16 protein-coding genes and 1 pseudogene are annotated in these 14,315 nt (G+C 72.7%); 11 read left to right on the forward strand and 6 right to left on the reverse strand.

Annotated features, from left to right (window positions below; genetic code table 11):
- Positions 1–10 precede the first annotated feature (10 nt).
- A complete protein-coding gene (locus ACWCQS_RS14120; RefSeq protein WP_451004735.1) occupies positions 11–535 on the reverse strand; it encodes a MarR family winged helix-turn-helix transcriptional regulator in 525 nt (174 codons plus the stop codon).
- 173 nt (positions 536–708) lie between these two features.
- Between ACWCQS_RS14120 and ACWCQS_RS14125 the strand changes: the two genes are divergently transcribed.
- The 3 genes from ACWCQS_RS14125 (at position 709) to ACWCQS_RS14135 (ending at position 2,857) form a co-directional block, all read left to right on the forward strand.
- On the forward strand, positions 709–996 hold the full coding sequence (locus ACWCQS_RS14125) for a putative quinol monooxygenase (protein WP_451004673.1): 288 nt from the start codon (positions 709–711) through the stop codon (positions 994–996).
- Between the two features lie 231 nt (positions 997–1,227).
- Positions 1,228–1,866: a hypothetical protein gene (locus tag ACWCQS_RS14130; protein ID WP_451004674.1), complete on the forward strand. Its 639-nt coding sequence runs from the start codon at positions 1,228–1,230 to the stop codon at positions 1,864–1,866.
- A gap of 187 nt (positions 1,867–2,053) precedes the next feature.
- On the forward strand, positions 2,054–2,857 hold the full coding sequence (locus tag ACWCQS_RS14135; RefSeq protein WP_451004675.1) for an XRE family transcriptional regulator: 804 nt from the start codon (positions 2,054–2,056) through the stop codon (positions 2,855–2,857).
- A gap of 215 nt (positions 2,858–3,072) precedes the next feature.
- Here the strand turns inward: ACWCQS_RS14135 and ACWCQS_RS14140 are convergent.
- The 3 genes and pseudogenes from ACWCQS_RS14140 to ACWCQS_RS14150 all read right to left on the reverse strand — a co-directional run.
- Positions 3,073–3,327 (reverse strand): annotated as a pseudogene (locus tag ACWCQS_RS14140) (PIG-L family deacetylase); the annotation flags it as partial.
- A 127-nt stretch (positions 3,328–3,454) separates the two neighbouring features.
- Positions 3,455–3,631: a hypothetical protein gene (locus ACWCQS_RS14145; protein ID WP_451004676.1), complete on the reverse strand. Its 177-nt coding sequence runs from the start codon at positions 3,629–3,631 to the stop codon at positions 3,455–3,457.
- Positions 3,632–3,684: 53 nt separating this feature from the next.
- Complete coding sequence (locus tag ACWCQS_RS14150; RefSeq protein ID WP_451004677.1) at positions 3,685–4,542, reverse strand: LysR family transcriptional regulator; 858 nt, start codon at positions 4,540–4,542, stop codon at positions 3,685–3,687.
- A gap of 163 nt (positions 4,543–4,705) precedes the next feature.
- Between ACWCQS_RS14150 and ACWCQS_RS14155 the strand changes: the two genes are divergently transcribed.
- The 3 genes from ACWCQS_RS14155 (at position 4,706) to ACWCQS_RS14165 (ending at position 7,696) form a co-directional block, all read left to right on the forward strand.
- Positions 4,706–5,518 carry an EamA family transporter gene (locus ACWCQS_RS14155; protein ID WP_451004736.1) on the forward strand — a complete coding sequence of 271 codons (813 nt, stop codon included), beginning with the start codon at positions 4,706–4,708 and terminating at the stop codon, positions 5,516–5,518.
- A 204-nt stretch (positions 5,519–5,722) separates the two neighbouring features.
- The gene (locus tag ACWCQS_RS14160; RefSeq protein ID WP_451004678.1) at positions 5,723–6,481 is read left to right on the forward strand and encodes an IclR family transcriptional regulator; all 759 of its coding nucleotides are present in this window, start codon (positions 5,723–5,725) and stop codon (positions 6,479–6,481) included.
- 96 nt (positions 6,482–6,577) lie between these two features.
- Positions 6,578–7,696: a PP2C family protein-serine/threonine phosphatase gene (locus ACWCQS_RS14165; RefSeq protein ID WP_451004679.1), complete on the forward strand. Its 1,119-nt coding sequence runs from the start codon at positions 6,578–6,580 to the stop codon at positions 7,694–7,696.
- A 31-nt stretch (positions 7,697–7,727) separates the two neighbouring features.
- On the opposite strand, the gene ACWCQS_RS14170 is transcribed toward ACWCQS_RS14165, so the two are convergent.
- On the reverse strand, positions 7,728–8,153 hold the full coding sequence (locus tag ACWCQS_RS14170) for an ATP-binding protein (protein ID WP_451004680.1): 426 nt from the start codon (positions 8,151–8,153) through the stop codon (positions 7,728–7,730).
- A 176-nt stretch (positions 8,154–8,329) separates the two neighbouring features.
- Between ACWCQS_RS14170 and ACWCQS_RS14175 the strand changes: the two genes are divergently transcribed.
- The 3 genes from ACWCQS_RS14175 (at position 8,330) to ACWCQS_RS14185 (ending at position 11,258) form a co-directional block, all read left to right on the forward strand.
- Complete coding sequence (locus tag ACWCQS_RS14175) at positions 8,330–9,097, forward strand: IclR family transcriptional regulator (protein WP_451004681.1); 768 nt, start codon at positions 8,330–8,332, stop codon at positions 9,095–9,097.
- A gap of 44 nt (positions 9,098–9,141) precedes the next feature.
- A complete protein-coding gene (gene glpK / locus ACWCQS_RS14180; protein WP_451004682.1) occupies positions 9,142–10,656 on the forward strand; it encodes a glycerol kinase GlpK in 1,515 nt (504 codons plus the stop codon).
- Positions 10,657–10,772: 116 nt separating this feature from the next.
- Entirely contained in the window at positions 10,773–11,258 is a 486-nt protein-coding gene (locus tag ACWCQS_RS14185) for a zinc-binding dehydrogenase (RefSeq protein ID WP_451004683.1), read from the forward strand.
- A 10-nt stretch (positions 11,259–11,268) separates the two neighbouring features.
- On the opposite strand, the gene ACWCQS_RS14190 is transcribed toward ACWCQS_RS14185, so the two are convergent.
- A complete protein-coding gene (locus ACWCQS_RS14190; protein ID WP_451004684.1) occupies positions 11,269–11,919 on the reverse strand; it encodes a TetR/AcrR family transcriptional regulator in 651 nt (216 codons plus the stop codon).
- Positions 11,920–12,463: 544 nt separating this feature from the next.
- On the opposite strand from ACWCQS_RS14190, the gene ACWCQS_RS14195 reads away from it, so the two are divergent.
- Together ACWCQS_RS14195 and ACWCQS_RS14200 are read left to right on the forward strand one after the other, a co-directional pair.
- Positions 12,464–13,444: an ATP-dependent DNA ligase gene (locus ACWCQS_RS14195; RefSeq protein ID WP_451004737.1), complete on the forward strand. Its 981-nt coding sequence runs from the start codon at positions 12,464–12,466 to the stop codon at positions 13,442–13,444.
- Between the two features lie 119 nt (positions 13,445–13,563).
- Positions 13,564–14,238, forward strand: coding sequence for an N-acetyltransferase family protein (locus tag ACWCQS_RS14200; protein WP_451004685.1), 675 nt, complete (start codon positions 13,564–13,566; stop codon positions 14,236–14,238).
- Positions 14,239–14,315 lie beyond the last annotated feature (77 nt).

Raw genomic sequence — 14,315 nt, forward strand, 5'->3', positions numbered from 1 at the left:
ACGCCGGCCGTCACGCCGTGGTGACGGCGTCGTCCGCCTCCCGGCCGGAGTCCTCCTCGGTCGTGTACGCGAGGAAGTCGTCGACCATGCGGTGGAACAGGGTCGCCATCTGCCGCAGATCCTCCGGCCGCCAGTCGGCGAGGGCGAGCTGCATGCCCCGGGCCCCGGCCTCGCGGACCCGGTCGACTGCGTCCCGGCCCGCGTCGGTCAGCTGGATGCGCTGGGCGCGCCGGTCGACGGGGTCCGGGACACGCGTGACGTATCCGGCCTTCTGCAGTTGCTGTACGGTGCGCGTGACATGGGAGGCCTCCACGCCGAGGCGCTGCGCCAGCTCCCCCGGGCGCAGCGGTTCGGAGTCGGCGATCTGCCGCAGCAGGGCCACCGCGGCCCGGTCCAGCGGCACCCCGGCCAGCGCCATCAGCCGCTCGTGCTGCCGGGCTCGGGTGCCGAGGTAGGTGATGCGCGTCAGGGCGCGCTCTATCTCGGTGACCTCCGGGGACGCGACGGGCAGGTCGGACAGCGATTCCGTGGGAATGTCCGCAAGTCCACCAGCTCGTTGCGTAAGTCAAGTAAATTCCCTCCCGGCTGTGGGTCTCCCCTCGACGGCCGGCCACCCGCGGACATGGCCGCGTGTCGTACGGCCCTCCCCCGGACGGGAGCGTGCTGGAATCGGCGAGTCCACCCGCCGAGGAACACCGGAGGAATGCCATGGCCTTCGCCGTCGTCGCCCAGTACGAGTGCGCTCCCGCCGACGCCGACACCGTCCGCGACGCGCTGCGCAGGATGCGCGAACTGGTCCCGTCGGAACCCGCGAACCTCGCCTACGAGGCGCACGAGGTCGTCGACCGGCCAGGAGCGTTCGTGTTGTACGAGCGCTACACGGACCGCGCCGGCTTCGAGGCGCACAAGGAGACGGACCACTTCGCGAAGCTGATCCGGGGAACGGTGTTCCCGCTGCTGAAGGAGCGGAGCATCACGTTCACCGAGACCCTCTGACCGCCACGGATGCCGCGGGTGCCCCCGGAGACGTCACCCGGACGCACACGAGACGGCGGGACGCCTCCCCGCGGGGGACCGGGCGGAGCCGCCGGTGCCGTGGGCGTCCGTCCCGCGGGACGTCCCGGCCGTCCCTGGGGACGCCGGAACGGCATTCCGGCGGCTTGACACGGAAACCCTGGCTGTCGTGATCACTGCTCGTGGTCACGAGAACGACAGCCGGAGGTTTCCATGATCCGACGGAGTCTCAAGAGCGGATTGCTGGCCACGGTGGCGGTGCTCGCGTTCCTGCCCACGGCGGCCGGTGCCGGCACGGCGGACGCGGCCGCACCGCGCCCGGTTCCCAGCGCCACCGCCGACCACACCCACCATGCCCAGCACCGCACCCACCGCACCGGCCGACGCGTCCACCATCGCAGGTACGTCACCCACCGCCGGCACCACCGCGTCCACCTCCGCACACACCACAGCCGCCGGGTGCACCGGATCCACCGCCCCACCGTCCGGCGGGCGGCGTACCGCTTCATGCCGCAGAGCGCGGCCTACCGCCTCGCCATGCACGCGGCGCCGTACCGACTCGCCGCAAACCGGATGCAGTACCGGTTCGCCGCACAGTGGATGGCGCACCGTCACCTTCAGCCCCTCACCGGCCGCGTCGCCACCCGCCACGCCCCGCTCAACGTCCGCTCCGGTCCCGGCACCGGGTACCGGGTGATCGGCCACCGGCAGACGGGCCGGGTCCTGGTCCTCAGCTGCAGGACGCGCGGCTCCTGGGTGTACGGGAACCGCACCTGGTACCGGCTGCCGCACCACGCGGGCTACGTCTCCGCACACTACGTCCGCGCGGCCCGCCCCCTCCCCTGGTGCTGACGGTCCTTCAGCACAGCACCACCCAGCCGCCGAAGGCCCGTTCGACGACCCCCGAACGGGCCTTCGGTACGCCCACGCCTCACCTTGCTCATACCTCACCGCGTGTTCCAGTCGCCGTCCTCATGGGAAGCCATTCCGGCATCAGGGGCGAAACCGCCCATAGCGGAACGGGAGTCGAGGACGCACGATGCGGCACCCCCAAGCATCGACCACGCCGGACGAGGCACTGGTGGTGGGACTGCGCGAGCTGAAGGACCGTACGGGGCTGAGCCTGGCGGCGCTGGCCGCGCGGACCCCGTACAGCAAGTCCGCGTGGCACCGCTATCTGTCCGGCGGCACACCGCCGCCGAGGCCCGCCGTGGAGGCGCTCTGCCGACTCGCCGGCGCCGATCCCGAGGCCGTACGGGCGTTGTGGGACGCGGCCGGAACGCCCGCACCGGAGGCCGTGCCCGAGGAGCCCGGTCCCGGGCAGCGGCTCGCTCGCCGGCTCGCACCCCGGCTTCCCCGGCGGCTCCCGTCGCGACTTCCGCTGTCCGTGTTGGCGCTGTTCGGCACGGCTGCCGCGGTGGCCGCCGCCGCTGTCGCCCTGTCCATGTGGCCGGGGACCGCACCCGCCGCGCGGACCCTGCCCGGGGTGCCCCGCTGTCACGGCCGGTCCTGTCAGGGCGAGTTGCCCGACGCCTCGATGTGTGCCCGGGACGCACGGACCACGACCACGGTCACCGGTCGCTCCTACACCGTCCGGCTGCGCTGGTCGCCGGCCTGCAAGACCGCCTGGTCCGAGGTGTGGCTGCGCTCGCCCAGGGCCCGTGAGGTGTCGGTGCGCGCGGGCCATGACGTGATGTCGGCCGGTTATCCGGCGGACGACTCCGCCGGGGACAGCAGCCCGATGCTCTCGGTGTCGTCGCCGCGAGGCGTGGAGGCGTGCGCCGAGGTGGCCGGGGAGCTGGCTTGCACGGGCCTGGACGTGGAGCCCGACGCGCTGGGGTGACGCCGTGCGCGGGGGCGGGTCAGCCGGCGGTGACGAGTGGCCGCCGGGTGCCGCTGCGCTCGGGCGCCGTGCGGAGCGCAGGGCGGCGATGCCGCGTCGCCCGCGGCGAGCAACTGGGCGCCCGGCCGCGGGCCGAAGACGGCGCCGAAGCGGCCCGTGCCCGAGGCCCAGCCGACGGCGGTGGCGCGAATGTCGGGGGTGGAGCGGATGGACGAGTAGAAGACCGGCGGGGCGCCGATGGTCTCGCCGGGTCCGGGGCAGCCGACCGCCTGGGCGAGGACACGGGCCTCCAGGGACGGCGGCTGGGTCTCCCGGTGGACGGCGACGAGTCGGTCGGTGAGTTCGGCGATGACGACGAGGGGGTAGTCGCCGGCGTCGAAGAAGCGGAGACCTTTTCGCCGCGCGCCGCGGCCAGGGCGACGGCTCCGCGCGCGCCACACGAAGTCCCCGGCGTGAGCGGTGGCGACCAGGGGCGAGCGGGGTGGTGATGGGGGTCCCCCTCGAGGGAAGCCGAGAGGGGGGAGGGCGCGTAGGGATGCGTCAACGAATAGTTCTCCGGGAGCGCCAACTGGAAGCGGTGGCGGGCCAGTTGGGTGTTCATCCGCTCCAGCAGCTCGACCGCGGTCTGCTGCCCGGAGATGACCCGGATCCGGTCGTGGAGCCGGTGGTTGAGGTCGGAGCGACGGCGGCCTTGGCCGCGCACAGTCCCTCCAGGACCATGCGGCACTCCATGATGGCGACCGCTTCCTGCACGCGCTCGCGCAGCTGCGCCATCGTGCCCTGCCCTCCCTGAGTGAGTACCGGTCGAAACCGAATCCAGTGGTCCCTCAGCTCGTGCGGTACAGCTCGCTGAGCAGTTCGAGGACCGCCTGGAGTGCCGGGTGTGGGTCGTCGCGCCACCAGGCGAGCCGTACGGCGACGGGTTCGGCGTCCCGGACCGGCCGGTAGACGACGCCCGGTCGCGGGTACTGGTTCGCGGTCGACTCCGCGGTGACACCGATGCCGCGTCCGGCGGCGATGACGGTGAGCCAGTCGTCGACGTCGTGCGTCTCCTCGACTGCGGGACGGGAGTCCGGAGGCCACAGCTCGGGGGTGGTGGTACCGGTGCGCCGGTCCACCCAGAGGGTCCGGCCGGTGAGTTCGGCGAGCCGTACGGACCGGCGGCGGGCGAGCGGATCGTCCGCCGCCATCGCGCACAGGCGCCGCTCCAGGCCCACGATGGCGGTGTCGAACCGCCGGTCCTCCAGCGGCCGGCGCACCACCGCGAGGTCGCAGACGCCTTCCGCGAGACCGGCGGACGCCGTGTTGACCCGGACGAGATGCAGATCGGTCCCGGGGTGGGCGGCCGCCCAGCGCCGCTGGAAGGCCACGGTGTGACGGCCGACGGCCGACCATGCGTAGCCGATCCGCAGCCGGGTGTGCCCCGAGGTGGCCTCCTGGACCAGGACGGCGACGTCCGCCAGCACCCGCCGGGCCTGCGCCACCACCCGCAGCCCGGTCGCCGTCGGGCTCACCTCCCGCGAGGTGCGCCGCAACAGCCGTACACCCAGGGTTCGTTCGAGCCCCGCCAGGGTGCGGGAGACGGCCGCCTGGGACACCCCGAGGGCGATCGCCGCGTCGGTGAAGGTGCCCTCGTCCACGATGGCGACGAGACAGCGCAGCTGCCGGAGTTCGACCTCATCCATGCGTTCAGCGTATTCATGCGTACAGCGTATAGATGAGGTCGCGCATGCATTTTGCGCAAGCACGGGACGGGCGGACGCTCCTCCCATGCGACGAGTTCTCGGACACCAGACCGCGACGGTGTCCCCCATGGTCCACGACCCCGCGCCGGGGCGGCCGGCCGGCGTGGCGACGATGTTCGGCAGCGGCCTGTCCAACCAGACCGGCGCGGCGATCGGCGCACTGGCCTTCCCGGTCCTCGGTCCGCTCGGCGTGGTGGCCGTACGCCAGTACGTCGCCGCACTCGTCCTGGTGGCCGTCGGCCGGCCGCGCCTGCGGGACTTCACCCGGCGCCAGTGGTGGCCGGTGCTGCTGCTCGCCGGCGTCTTCGGCACCATGAACCTGAGCCTGTACAGCGCGATCGACCGGATCGGCCTGGGGCTGGCGGTGACGTTGGAGTTCCTGGGCCCGCTCGCCATCGCGCTCGCCGCCTCGCGCCGCCGGCTGGACGCGGGATGCGCGGCGCTGGCGGGGGCCGGAGTCGTGGTGCTGATGCGCCCTCAGCCGTCCACCGACTACGTGGGCATGGGTCTGGGCCTGGTGGCGGCCTGTTGCTGGGCCTCGTACATCCTGCTCAACCGGATCGTCGGGCGGCGCATCCCGGGCGCCCAGGGGTCGGCCGCGGCCGCGTGCCTGTCGGCGCTCACCTTCCTGCCGATCGGGATCGTCGTCGCCGTACGCCATCCGCCGACGGCCGGGGCCCTGCTGTGCGCGGTGGCGGCGGGTGTGCTGTCGTCGGCCGTGCCGTATCTCGCCGATCTGCTCACCCTGCGCAAGGTGCCGGCCCAGACCTTCGGCCTGTTCATGAGCGTCAATCCTGTGCTGGCGGCGGCGGTCGGCTGGGTGGTGCTGGGGCAGGGCCTCGGAGCGCCGGAGTGGGCTGGGATCGGGGCGGTGGTGGCCGCGAACACGGTGAGCATCGCGAGCACGCACCGCTGAGGACCAGCGGCACGGCCGCTCCGTCGCTCGCCCCGGCAGCCGTGCGCGCCCAGCGGCACAGCGGACGGAACGAGTGGCAGGGGGCCGCGTCCCGGCGGTCGAGGACGGCGGCCGGCGGTCCGCTCGGCCTGTGGCGGCGGGCTCGCCGCCCTGCAGGATGCCTCGGACCTTGCCCGGGTCGGTCGTGCGGCGCAGGCTGGATCCATGGGTGCTCAGGACGGCCCCACGCTCATCACTTCCGTGCAGCGGGCCTTCCGTCTGCTGGAGGCGGTGAGCGCGCACGAGAACGGCGCACCGGCGAAGCAGCTGGCACGCGAGACGGGGCTGCCGCTGGCCACCGCCTATCACCTGCTGCGCACCCTCGTGCACGACGGATACGTGCGAAAGCTCGCCGACGGCGGCTTCGTCCTGGGCGACAGGCTGGACTCCCTGCACACAGCGGGCCGCACGCAGACGCTGCTCAGCCGCGTGCGCCCGACGCTGGCCGCCCTGCGGGACGAGCTGTCCGGCGCCGCCTATCTCACGTTCTACGAGGACGGCGAGATCAGGGTGGCCGAGATCGTGGACAGCCCCCGCATGCCCCGGGTGGATCTCTGGGTGGGTTTCGAGGACGCCGGACATGCCACCGCGCTGGGCAAGTCCGTGCTGCGTGAGCTGGACGAGGACGCCCGCAGGGACTATCTGTCCAGGCACCAGCTCGCCGAACTCACGCCACGGACGATCACCAGTCTTCCGGAGCTGCTCCGCAGGATCGAGGCGCCCCCCTTGGCGCCGGCCGTCACGGACCTGGAGGAGTACGCGCTCGGCACCGTGTGCGTCGCCGTGCCGGTCTACCGCGGGAACACGCCCGGTTCGCTCGGCGTCTCCCTGCCGGCGGAGCGGCGGGCCCGGCTCCAGGAGATCCGGGCACGACTGCTTCCGGTCGCGAGCCGGGTGACCAGGAGCCTCTCGCTCACTATCTGAAAATCCGCTCCTTGTGGCTGCCTCGCCCAGCCCGTTTGCTTAATGAAACGGACATTTCGGGTGTCATCCCGTAGAGACGAGGACTGCTGACGAGCCATGAGCCAGACCGGACACCACGGCGCCGACGACGCACAGACGCGGCTGTTCAGGAAGCCCGCCGGACCGCCCGTACTGCCGGTGCTCCCGGTGCTGGTCGTCGCCCTCGTCACTCTCGTCGTCGCCGCCATGGGCGGGGGGCTGATCTGGCTGCCGCTGCTGGCGGCCGGACCCGCTCTGGCGGCCGCCACCAATGAGCCGCGCGGCGTGCTGTGTGTCGGTCTCTTCGCCGCGGCGACGGGCGCGACGCTGGGCATCGGGCACGAGGTACCGGTCCGCGAGCTGGTGGCGGTGCTCGCCGCCCTGCTGGCCGTCACCGCGGCGAGCGGCCTGGCCAGCGGGCTGCGTGGCCGTCGTGAACAGGTACTCGCGGCCGTACGCTCGGTCGCCGAGGCCGCCCAGCACGCCCTGCTCCAGCCGGTCCCGGACTCCGTCGGCCCGTTCCAGGTGGCCGTCCGCTACAGCGCCGCGGCGGCGGAGGCGCGGATCGGCGGGGACCTCTACGCCCTGGTGCCGACGCCCTACGGAATCAGGCTGATCGTCGGTGACGTGCGCGGCAAGGGACTGCCCGCCGTGGGGACCGCGGCACTCGTGCTCGGGGTGTTCCGTGAGGCCGCGCATGACGAGCCCGACCTGCTCGCCGTCGTCGCGAGGATCGAGCGGAGCCTGGCGCGCAACCTCGGTCCCGACGACTTCGTCACCGCCGTGGTCGCCGGACACTCCCGGTCGGGACACCTGGAGATCGTCAACTGCGGACATGCGCCGCCGCTGCTGGTGTCCGGCTCCGGAGAGGTCGGGGCGGTGGAGCCCGCGCATCCCGCTCCGCCCCTCGGGCTGCGCGCCCTGTCGGGCGAGGTTCCCCGGCTGCAGCGGCTGCCCTTCGCGGTGGGAGATCAGCTGCTGCTGTACACCGACGGGGTCACGGAGGCCCGCGATCACGCGCGTGCGTTCTATCCGCTGGCCGAAGGGGTGGCCCGCCATGTGTGCGACGAGCCGGCGCGCACTCTCACTGCGCTCCATGACGAACTGCTGGCGCATGTGGGCGGCCGGCTGCACGACGACGCCGCTCTGCTCCTGCTCCGCAAGACGACCGCGGACGAGCCGGCGTATGTGCCGTGATGCGGCGAGGCCGCGCTCCGGGTCGATGAATCTAGGGCGCGACGAGTTCGGCCCACCGGGTGACACCGCCGAGGTGGGTGTCCATCCCATGGCGAGTCGCCAGGGCGTGGACGATCGCCTCGCCCCTGCCGTGCTCGTCGGGGTCGACCCCGACGAGGGACCGGCACGCCGGAAGGACAGGGCCCGCGTCGCTGACCTCGACGCGCAGGGTGCAGCCACCGTCGCCCTGCACCCACGACAGCCGAAGCACGGCCGGGGGCCGGGCGTGCAGGATGGCGTTGGTGACAAGCTCCGACACCACGAGCAGCGCGTCCTCGACGAGGTAGGGACACACCCTCCAGTCGGCGAGGACCGCCGCCGCACGACGGCGTACGGCCGAGACTGCGCCGGCGACAGGCGGAACCGGACACACGTGTTCGCATGCCGCCTGAAGCAGCGTCCTGAGCTGTGCCGCCATGTTCTCTCCCGATGGTGTGACCGACCGGTCCGGCGCCGACACAACCGCGCCTTTCCGGCTCGCAAGCACGTTATGGAGACAAATCGGGCCGGTCAATGAACGTGGGTCGGCATTACCGAACGGCCGCCCGCCCTCACCCACGGGCACGGGGTCCGTGCGGGTAATAGGCTCGCTTCATGGCCGGCCCAGTCCAGTCGATCGAACGGGCGGCGGCGATTCTGCGTCTGCTCGCCGGCGGACCTCGTCGACTCGGGCTCGGCGAGGTGGCGGCCTCGCTCGGGCTGGCGAAGGGCACCGCCCACGGCATTCTGCGCACGCTCCAGCACGTGGACTTCGTGGAGCAGGACGCGGCGACCGGGAAGTACCAGCTCGGCGCCGCCCTGTTGCATCTCGGTACCAGCTATCTCGACGTGAACGAGCTGCGCTCGCGCTCGCTCAACTGGGCCGACGCCCTGGCCGCCCGCAGCGGGGAGGCGGTACGCCTGGGCACGCCCCTGGAGGGCAGCGTCCTCGTCGTCCACCACGTCTTCCGGCCGGACGACACCTTCCAGACCCTGGACGTGGGCTCGCTGCTGCCGCTGCACGCCTCCTCGCTCGGCAAGGTGCTGCTGGCGTACGGGACCGCGAGCGTCGAGCCGGCCCAGGCAGGGGGGCTGGAGGCGTACACCCGGCACACCCTGGTCGATCCCGAGCGGCTCGCCCGGGCGCTCGCGGAGGTCAGGGAACTCGGATGGGCCGCCGAGATCCAGGAAATGAGCATGGGCGAGGCCGGCATCTCCGCACCGATCCGCGGGCACGGCGGCCTCGTCGTCGGCGCCATCGGGCTGTCCGGGCCGGTCGAGCGGATCTGCGACAGCCAGGGCCGCCCCCGCCCGAGTCTGATCACGCTGATCCGTGAAGCGGCCCGGGCGATCTCCAGAGACCTGGGAGCCGCCCGCTGGTAGAGCAGCACAGCCGCCCCTAGATCCGTCGGAAGGCAGACCCGATCATGGCTGAACGGTACGTAATGTCCATCGATCAGGGCACCAACTCGACCCGATGCATCCTGTTCGACCACCGTGGGCGGCTGGTCTCGGTAGCGCAGAAGGAACACCGGCAGCACTTCCCGAGGCCCGGCTGGGTCGAGCACGACGCCATGGAGATATGGCACAACCTGCGGCAGATCGTGCCCGAGGCGCTCTCCGACACCGGTGCCGGCAGGGAGCAGGTCATCGCCGTCGGCCTGGCCAACCAGCGTGAGACGACGGTGCTCTGGGACCGGCGGACCGGTGCTCCGGTGGGCCGGGCGATCGTCTGGCAGGACACCCGCACGGCGCCGCTCGTCGACGACCTCATGCAGCGCCCCGGGGAGGCGTTCTTCCTGGAGCGGTGCGCCCTGCCGCCCTCGACCTACTTCTCCGCGCTGCGGATCCGCTGGCTGTTCGACCACGTCAAGGGGGTCGAGCAGCGCGCCAAGGACGGCGAGGTGCTGTTCGGCACGATGGAGAGCTGGTTGATCTGGAACCTCACCGGCGGCGCCGACCGCGGCCTGCACATCACCGACGCCACCAACGCCAGCCGCACCATGCTGATGAACATCCGCACGCTCACCTGGGACGAGGAGCTGCTGGCCTTCTTCGGGGTGCCCCGTGCGATGCTCCCGGAGATCCGGTCGTCCGCGGAGGCCTACGGCGAGGCCAGTGCGGTGCTGCCCGGGGTCTCGATCACGGCCGCCCTCGGCGACCAGCAGGCCGCCCTCTTCGGCCAGACCTGCTTCTCCCCCGGCGAGGCCAAGTGCACCTACGGAACGGGCAGCTTCCTGCTGCTCAACACTGGCGGTGAGCTGGTGCGGTCCCGGCACGGGCTGCTCACGACCGTCGCGTACAAGATCGGGGACCAGCAGCCGGCCTACGCCCTGGAAGGGTCGATCGCCGTCACCGGCGCACTCGTCCAGTGGTTCCGGGACCGCCTGGGGCTGATCAGCAGCGCGCCGGAGATCGAGACCCTCGCGCGGACGGTCGAGGACAACGGCGGCTGCTACATCGTTCCCGCGTTCTCGGGCCTGTTCGCGCCCCGCTGGCGCAGCGACGCACGCGGGGTCATCGTCGGCCTCACCTCGTACATCACCAAGGGCCACCTGGCGCGTGCCGTCCTGGAAGCCACCGGATGGCAGACCCGGGAGGTCGTCGACGCCATGAACGCCGACTCCTCGGTCTCCCTTCGGCAGCTCAAGGTGGACGGGGGCATGACCGCGGACAACCTGCTGATGCAGTTCGTGGCCGACGTGCTGGACGTGCCCGTCGTACGGCCCATGGTCGCCGAGACGGTCTCCCTGGGCGCCGCCTACGCGGCCGGGCTCGCCGCCGGCTACTGGCCCGATCTGGAAGTGCTGCGCCGCAACTGGCACCGGGCCGCCCAGTGGCTGCCCGACATGGACCCCGAGCTGCGGGAGTCGGAGTACGACAACTGGCAGCGGGCCGTCGAACGGTCGCTCGGCTGGGTCAGACCACCACGATCCTCCTGACGCCGGTTCGCCTGGAGACAGCCGGTACTGCACCTCAGTTGCTTGCTTGACTCAAGTAAGTCGGGCCGATCGGGCTCGGTGCCACGATCTGGCTGAAGCTGCGGGGAGTGCGGCGCGTGGTCGTGGTGGATGTGCTGCCGGACCGGCTGGAGAAGGCCCTCGCCGTCGGCGCGGACGCGGTGCTCGACTCGCGCGCGGAGGACGTGGCCGCCCGGCTGACCGAGTTGCACGAGCAGAGCGCCAACGCGCTCGGCCAGCCCCGGCCGGACACCGACGTCTACATCGACGCCGCCGGCGCGGCGGCGGTCTTCAACACCGTGGTCGGCGCGGCCAAATGGGGTGCGCGGCTGGTCATTTTGGCCGTACAGAAGAAGTGTTCGGAGATCGGCCTCGGCGGGATGCTGCGCAGCGAGCTGCCCCTCATCGCGTCGCAGGGGTATCCCACGGAGATCTTCGAGGTGACGCCTCAACTGGTCGAGCACCACGAGCGCTTCGCGCAGTTGATCAGCCACCGGGTGCCGTTCGCCGAGGCGGACCGGGCCTTCCGGCTGGCACTGACACCGGGGGCGGCGGAGAAGGTCGTGGTGACCTTCGACGAGTGAAGCCCAGGGGTCAGCGAGCAGGCCCGACCGGAGCCAGCCAGAGGCCCAGGATGGCGTCCGTGAGGCCCGTCGCCGCCTTAGACCAGGTGGCTCTCGGGGTCGGGGTGCCCTCGGCGAGGGAGCGTTCCCGCTCGGCGCAGGTGTGCAGGATCAGCAGGCGGACCATCTGGCCGCGTTCGGCGCGGACCTCGGGCGGCAGTTCCGGAAGCGTGTGGTTCAGCCCCTCGATCGCCTGCCGCAGCGCCGGCGAGGCCATGGACTCCTCGACCATGATCTCGTGCAGCGCCGGGTCGGTCATGACCTGCGCGCAGAACCGGGCGTACCAGGTGGGGCTGCCGAGCCCGGCCAGATGCTCGGTCACCGGGCGTACCAGGCAGTCCACCCAGTCGCGTACGTCGGTGGAGTCGGCGGCCGCGGCGAGGGCCCGCTCCCTGAGCGCCTCGATGCGCTCGGCGTGCCGGCGGGCCACCGCGCGGACCAGGTCGGACTTGGTGCCGAAGTGGTAGCCGACGGCCGCGTTGTTGCCCTGGCCGGCGGCCTCGCTGACCTGGCGGTTGGAGACGGCGTACACGCCGTGTTCCGCGAACAGCCGTTCCGCCGCGGTCAGGATCGCCTTCCGCGTCGCGCTCACCTGCTCGGCCCGCGCCGTCCTGCGCGCCATGCTCACCACCGCTCCGGGACCGTGCACCGCCCCGTGGCGACCGGTCCCGCGCGCCGCCCCGGGTGCCTCGACCGGGGCGGCGAGGTCCAGCCGGAAAGCCTACGGTGCGCGCCCGCACCGCCGGGGACGGCCCCGCGTACGGCACCGTTTCGGCTCGCCAAAGTAAGTCAAGCACTTGACTTTAAATCGGCCAGGCTCCCCCGGGCCGCTGTCCGTGCGTCCGTCAACCACCCCGCCCGGACGCACGGCGCATCCCGGGCCGGTCGCCGCTCGCCGTTCCGCCGCTCGCCGTTCCGCCGCTCGCCGCGTCGCCGCGTCGCCGCTGCCGCCAGCGGCGTCGGCCGTGCCACTGCCGGGCTTGCTGGACGGTGGCCGTCCCGGCGGCTCGAAGCCCGCTGGGCGACAACGCACAGGACATCGCCGGGGCCCGGGGCGTCCCCCCTGTGCGCAGCAGGTGCAGGCGGCCCGGGCCCGTTCAGGGGAACCGGCGGCCGAAGGCGCGTGAGGCCGGCGGAAGCGGTCGAGACCTTCAGCCGTGACCGCCGTGCCCCTGCCGCTCATCGCGCCGATGCTCGCCACTCCCGGCACCCTGCCGCCCGCCGCCCAGGACCAGCGGTGGGCGTACGAGACCAAGCAGGACGGCCAGCGGGTCATGGTCTATTTGCCCGGCGACGGCAGCCTGCTGCTGCGCGCCCGCTCGGGCGAGAACATCACCGCGGCCTATCCCGAACTGCGGCCGCTCGGTGGCGCGCTGGGCACCACCCCCGCCGTACTGGACGGCGAGGTGCTGGCCCTCGACGAACAGGGCCGGGCCGACTTCCAGTTGCTGCAGAGCCGGATGGGCCTGGCGCACGCCCCCGCGCGGGCGGCACGCCGGGCCGCCCAGGTGCCGGTGCATCTGGTGCTGTTCGACGTGCCCTACTGCGAGGACTCCCTGCTTCGGCAGCCGTACGTACGGCGGCGGGCCCGGCTGACGGAGCTGGGCCTGGCCGGGCCGTACTGGTCGACTCCGGGCGCGGTGACCGGACACGGCGCCGAGGCGCTCGCGGCGACCCGGGAACACGGCCTGGAGGGTCTGGTGTGCAAGCGGCTGGACTCCGTGTACGAGCCCGGGGTCCGCTCCCGTGCCTGGATCAAGATCCGCAACATGCGCGCTGAAGATGTGATCGTCGGCGGCTGGCTGCCCGGCAAAGGGCGGCTGAGCGGACTGCCCGGCGCGGTGTTGGTCGGTCAGCGCGACCAGGACGGCCGACTGCGGTACGTCGGCGGGGTGGGCACCGGCTGGAGCGAGGCCGAGCGGACGGAGCTCGCCGCGCTGCTGCGGGACACCGCGACCGAGCGGTGTCCCTTCGATCCGGTACCGCGCGTCCCGGACGCCCGCTGGGTGCTGCCCCGGCTGGTCGGCGAGGTCAGCTACAGCACCCGTACCCGGGCCGGGTTCCTGCGCCAGCCGTCCTGGCTGCGGCTCCGCCCGGACCTCACGCCGGAGGAGTCCGCGGCAGACCTGCCGGAGGGCTTCGGCTGAGGAGGCACGCCGGTACGCCGCCAAGCCCTACGGTGCGCCGCGTACGGTGCGCCCCCTTCCGCCTGCTGCGCCGCAACCTCGCCATGGACGCCCGCGCGCCGCGCCCGCATCATGGCCGGATGGATCTTCACGTGGAACTGCCCCCGGCGATCGACGCATCCGGACTGCTGGCCCTCGCCGAGGGCCATCACGGCCGTACGGCCCGGGCGCTGGGCGTCCGGGAAGCCGCCGGTCAGCTCGTCAAGGTGTACGCGCTGGAGGCGCCGGGGCGTACGGTCGGGCCGCAGGCCGTGGACACGGCGCTGGACCTGGCCGAGGGCCATCTGAGCCTGGGAGGGGTACGCGGATCGCTGGGCCTCGCGGTGCTGATCGTGCACGCGGGCGGCGACGGCGACTACATCCTGGTGCACAGCTGGATCGAGGGACACATGTCCGACCTGGCCGTGTTCACCGGCCCGGCCGGGCGGCCGGCGGAGCTGCGGCCGGGCCGGGCCGGACTCGCGCCCTGCGTCTGGGAACTTGTACGCACGGATCATCCGGCCCACCCCCTCTCCAAGACCAAAGCCGACGAGACCACGCTACCGGCCACCACTGACAACGAAGCGAACTCCGGCACTGCGCGCCTCCGCGACAAGGATGCGGTGGTCGCCGAGGCCCGGCGGCTCGGCCTCGCGCAGGTGCAGTGGCAGACGCCCGCCTGGAACGAGGAGGCGGTCCGGTTCTACGACCGGCTCGGCGCCCGCGCGACGGAGAAGCTGCGCTACACCCTCCCGGTCCGCGAAGCCGGCGCCTGAGCCGGGAACCGGCCGCCGCCCGGAAGCTGCGTCTGCGGCTCCTCAGGCCCTCGGGTCTCGGGACGGCGCCCTTGGCA

Source organism: Streptomyces sp. NPDC002076 (assembly GCF_053593835.1).

Excerpts from the sequence above, each read along its gene's own strand:
- ACWCQS_RS14125 (WP_451004673.1), top strand. The coding sequence starts at position 709 with ATGGCCTTCGCCGTCGTCGCCCAGTACGAGTGCGCTCCCGCCGACGCC.
- ACWCQS_RS14130 (WP_451004674.1), top strand. The coding sequence starts at position 1,228 with ATGATCCGACGGAGTCTCAAGAGCGGATTGCTGGCCACGGTGGCGGTG.
- ACWCQS_RS14135 (WP_451004675.1), top strand. The coding sequence starts at position 2,054 with ATGCGGCACCCCCAAGCATCGACCACGCCGGACGAGGCACTGGTGGTG.
- ACWCQS_RS14145 (WP_451004676.1), bottom strand. The coding sequence starts at position 3,631 with ATGGCGCAGCTGCGCGAGCGCGTGCAGGAAGCGGTCGCCATCATGGAG.
- ACWCQS_RS14150 (WP_451004677.1), bottom strand. The coding sequence starts at position 4,542 with ATGGATGAGGTCGAACTCCGGCAGCTGCGCTGTCTCGTCGCCATCGTG.
- ACWCQS_RS14160 (WP_451004678.1), top strand. The coding sequence starts at position 5,723 with ATGGGTGCTCAGGACGGCCCCACGCTCATCACTTCCGTGCAGCGGGCC.
- ACWCQS_RS14165 (WP_451004679.1), top strand. The coding sequence starts at position 6,578 with ATGAGCCAGACCGGACACCACGGCGCCGACGACGCACAGACGCGGCTG.
- ACWCQS_RS14170 (WP_451004680.1), bottom strand. The coding sequence starts at position 8,153 with ATGGCGGCACAGCTCAGGACGCTGCTTCAGGCGGCATGCGAACACGTG.
- ACWCQS_RS14175 (WP_451004681.1), top strand. The coding sequence starts at position 8,330 with ATGGCCGGCCCAGTCCAGTCGATCGAACGGGCGGCGGCGATTCTGCGT.
- glpK (WP_451004682.1), top strand. The coding sequence starts at position 9,142 with ATGGCTGAACGGTACGTAATGTCCATCGATCAGGGCACCAACTCGACC.
- ACWCQS_RS14190 (WP_451004684.1), bottom strand. The coding sequence starts at position 11,919 with ATGGCGCGCAGGACGGCGCGGGCCGAGCAGGTGAGCGCGACGCGGAAG.
- ACWCQS_RS14200 (WP_451004685.1), top strand. The coding sequence starts at position 13,564 with ATGGATCTTCACGTGGAACTGCCCCCGGCGATCGACGCATCCGGACTG.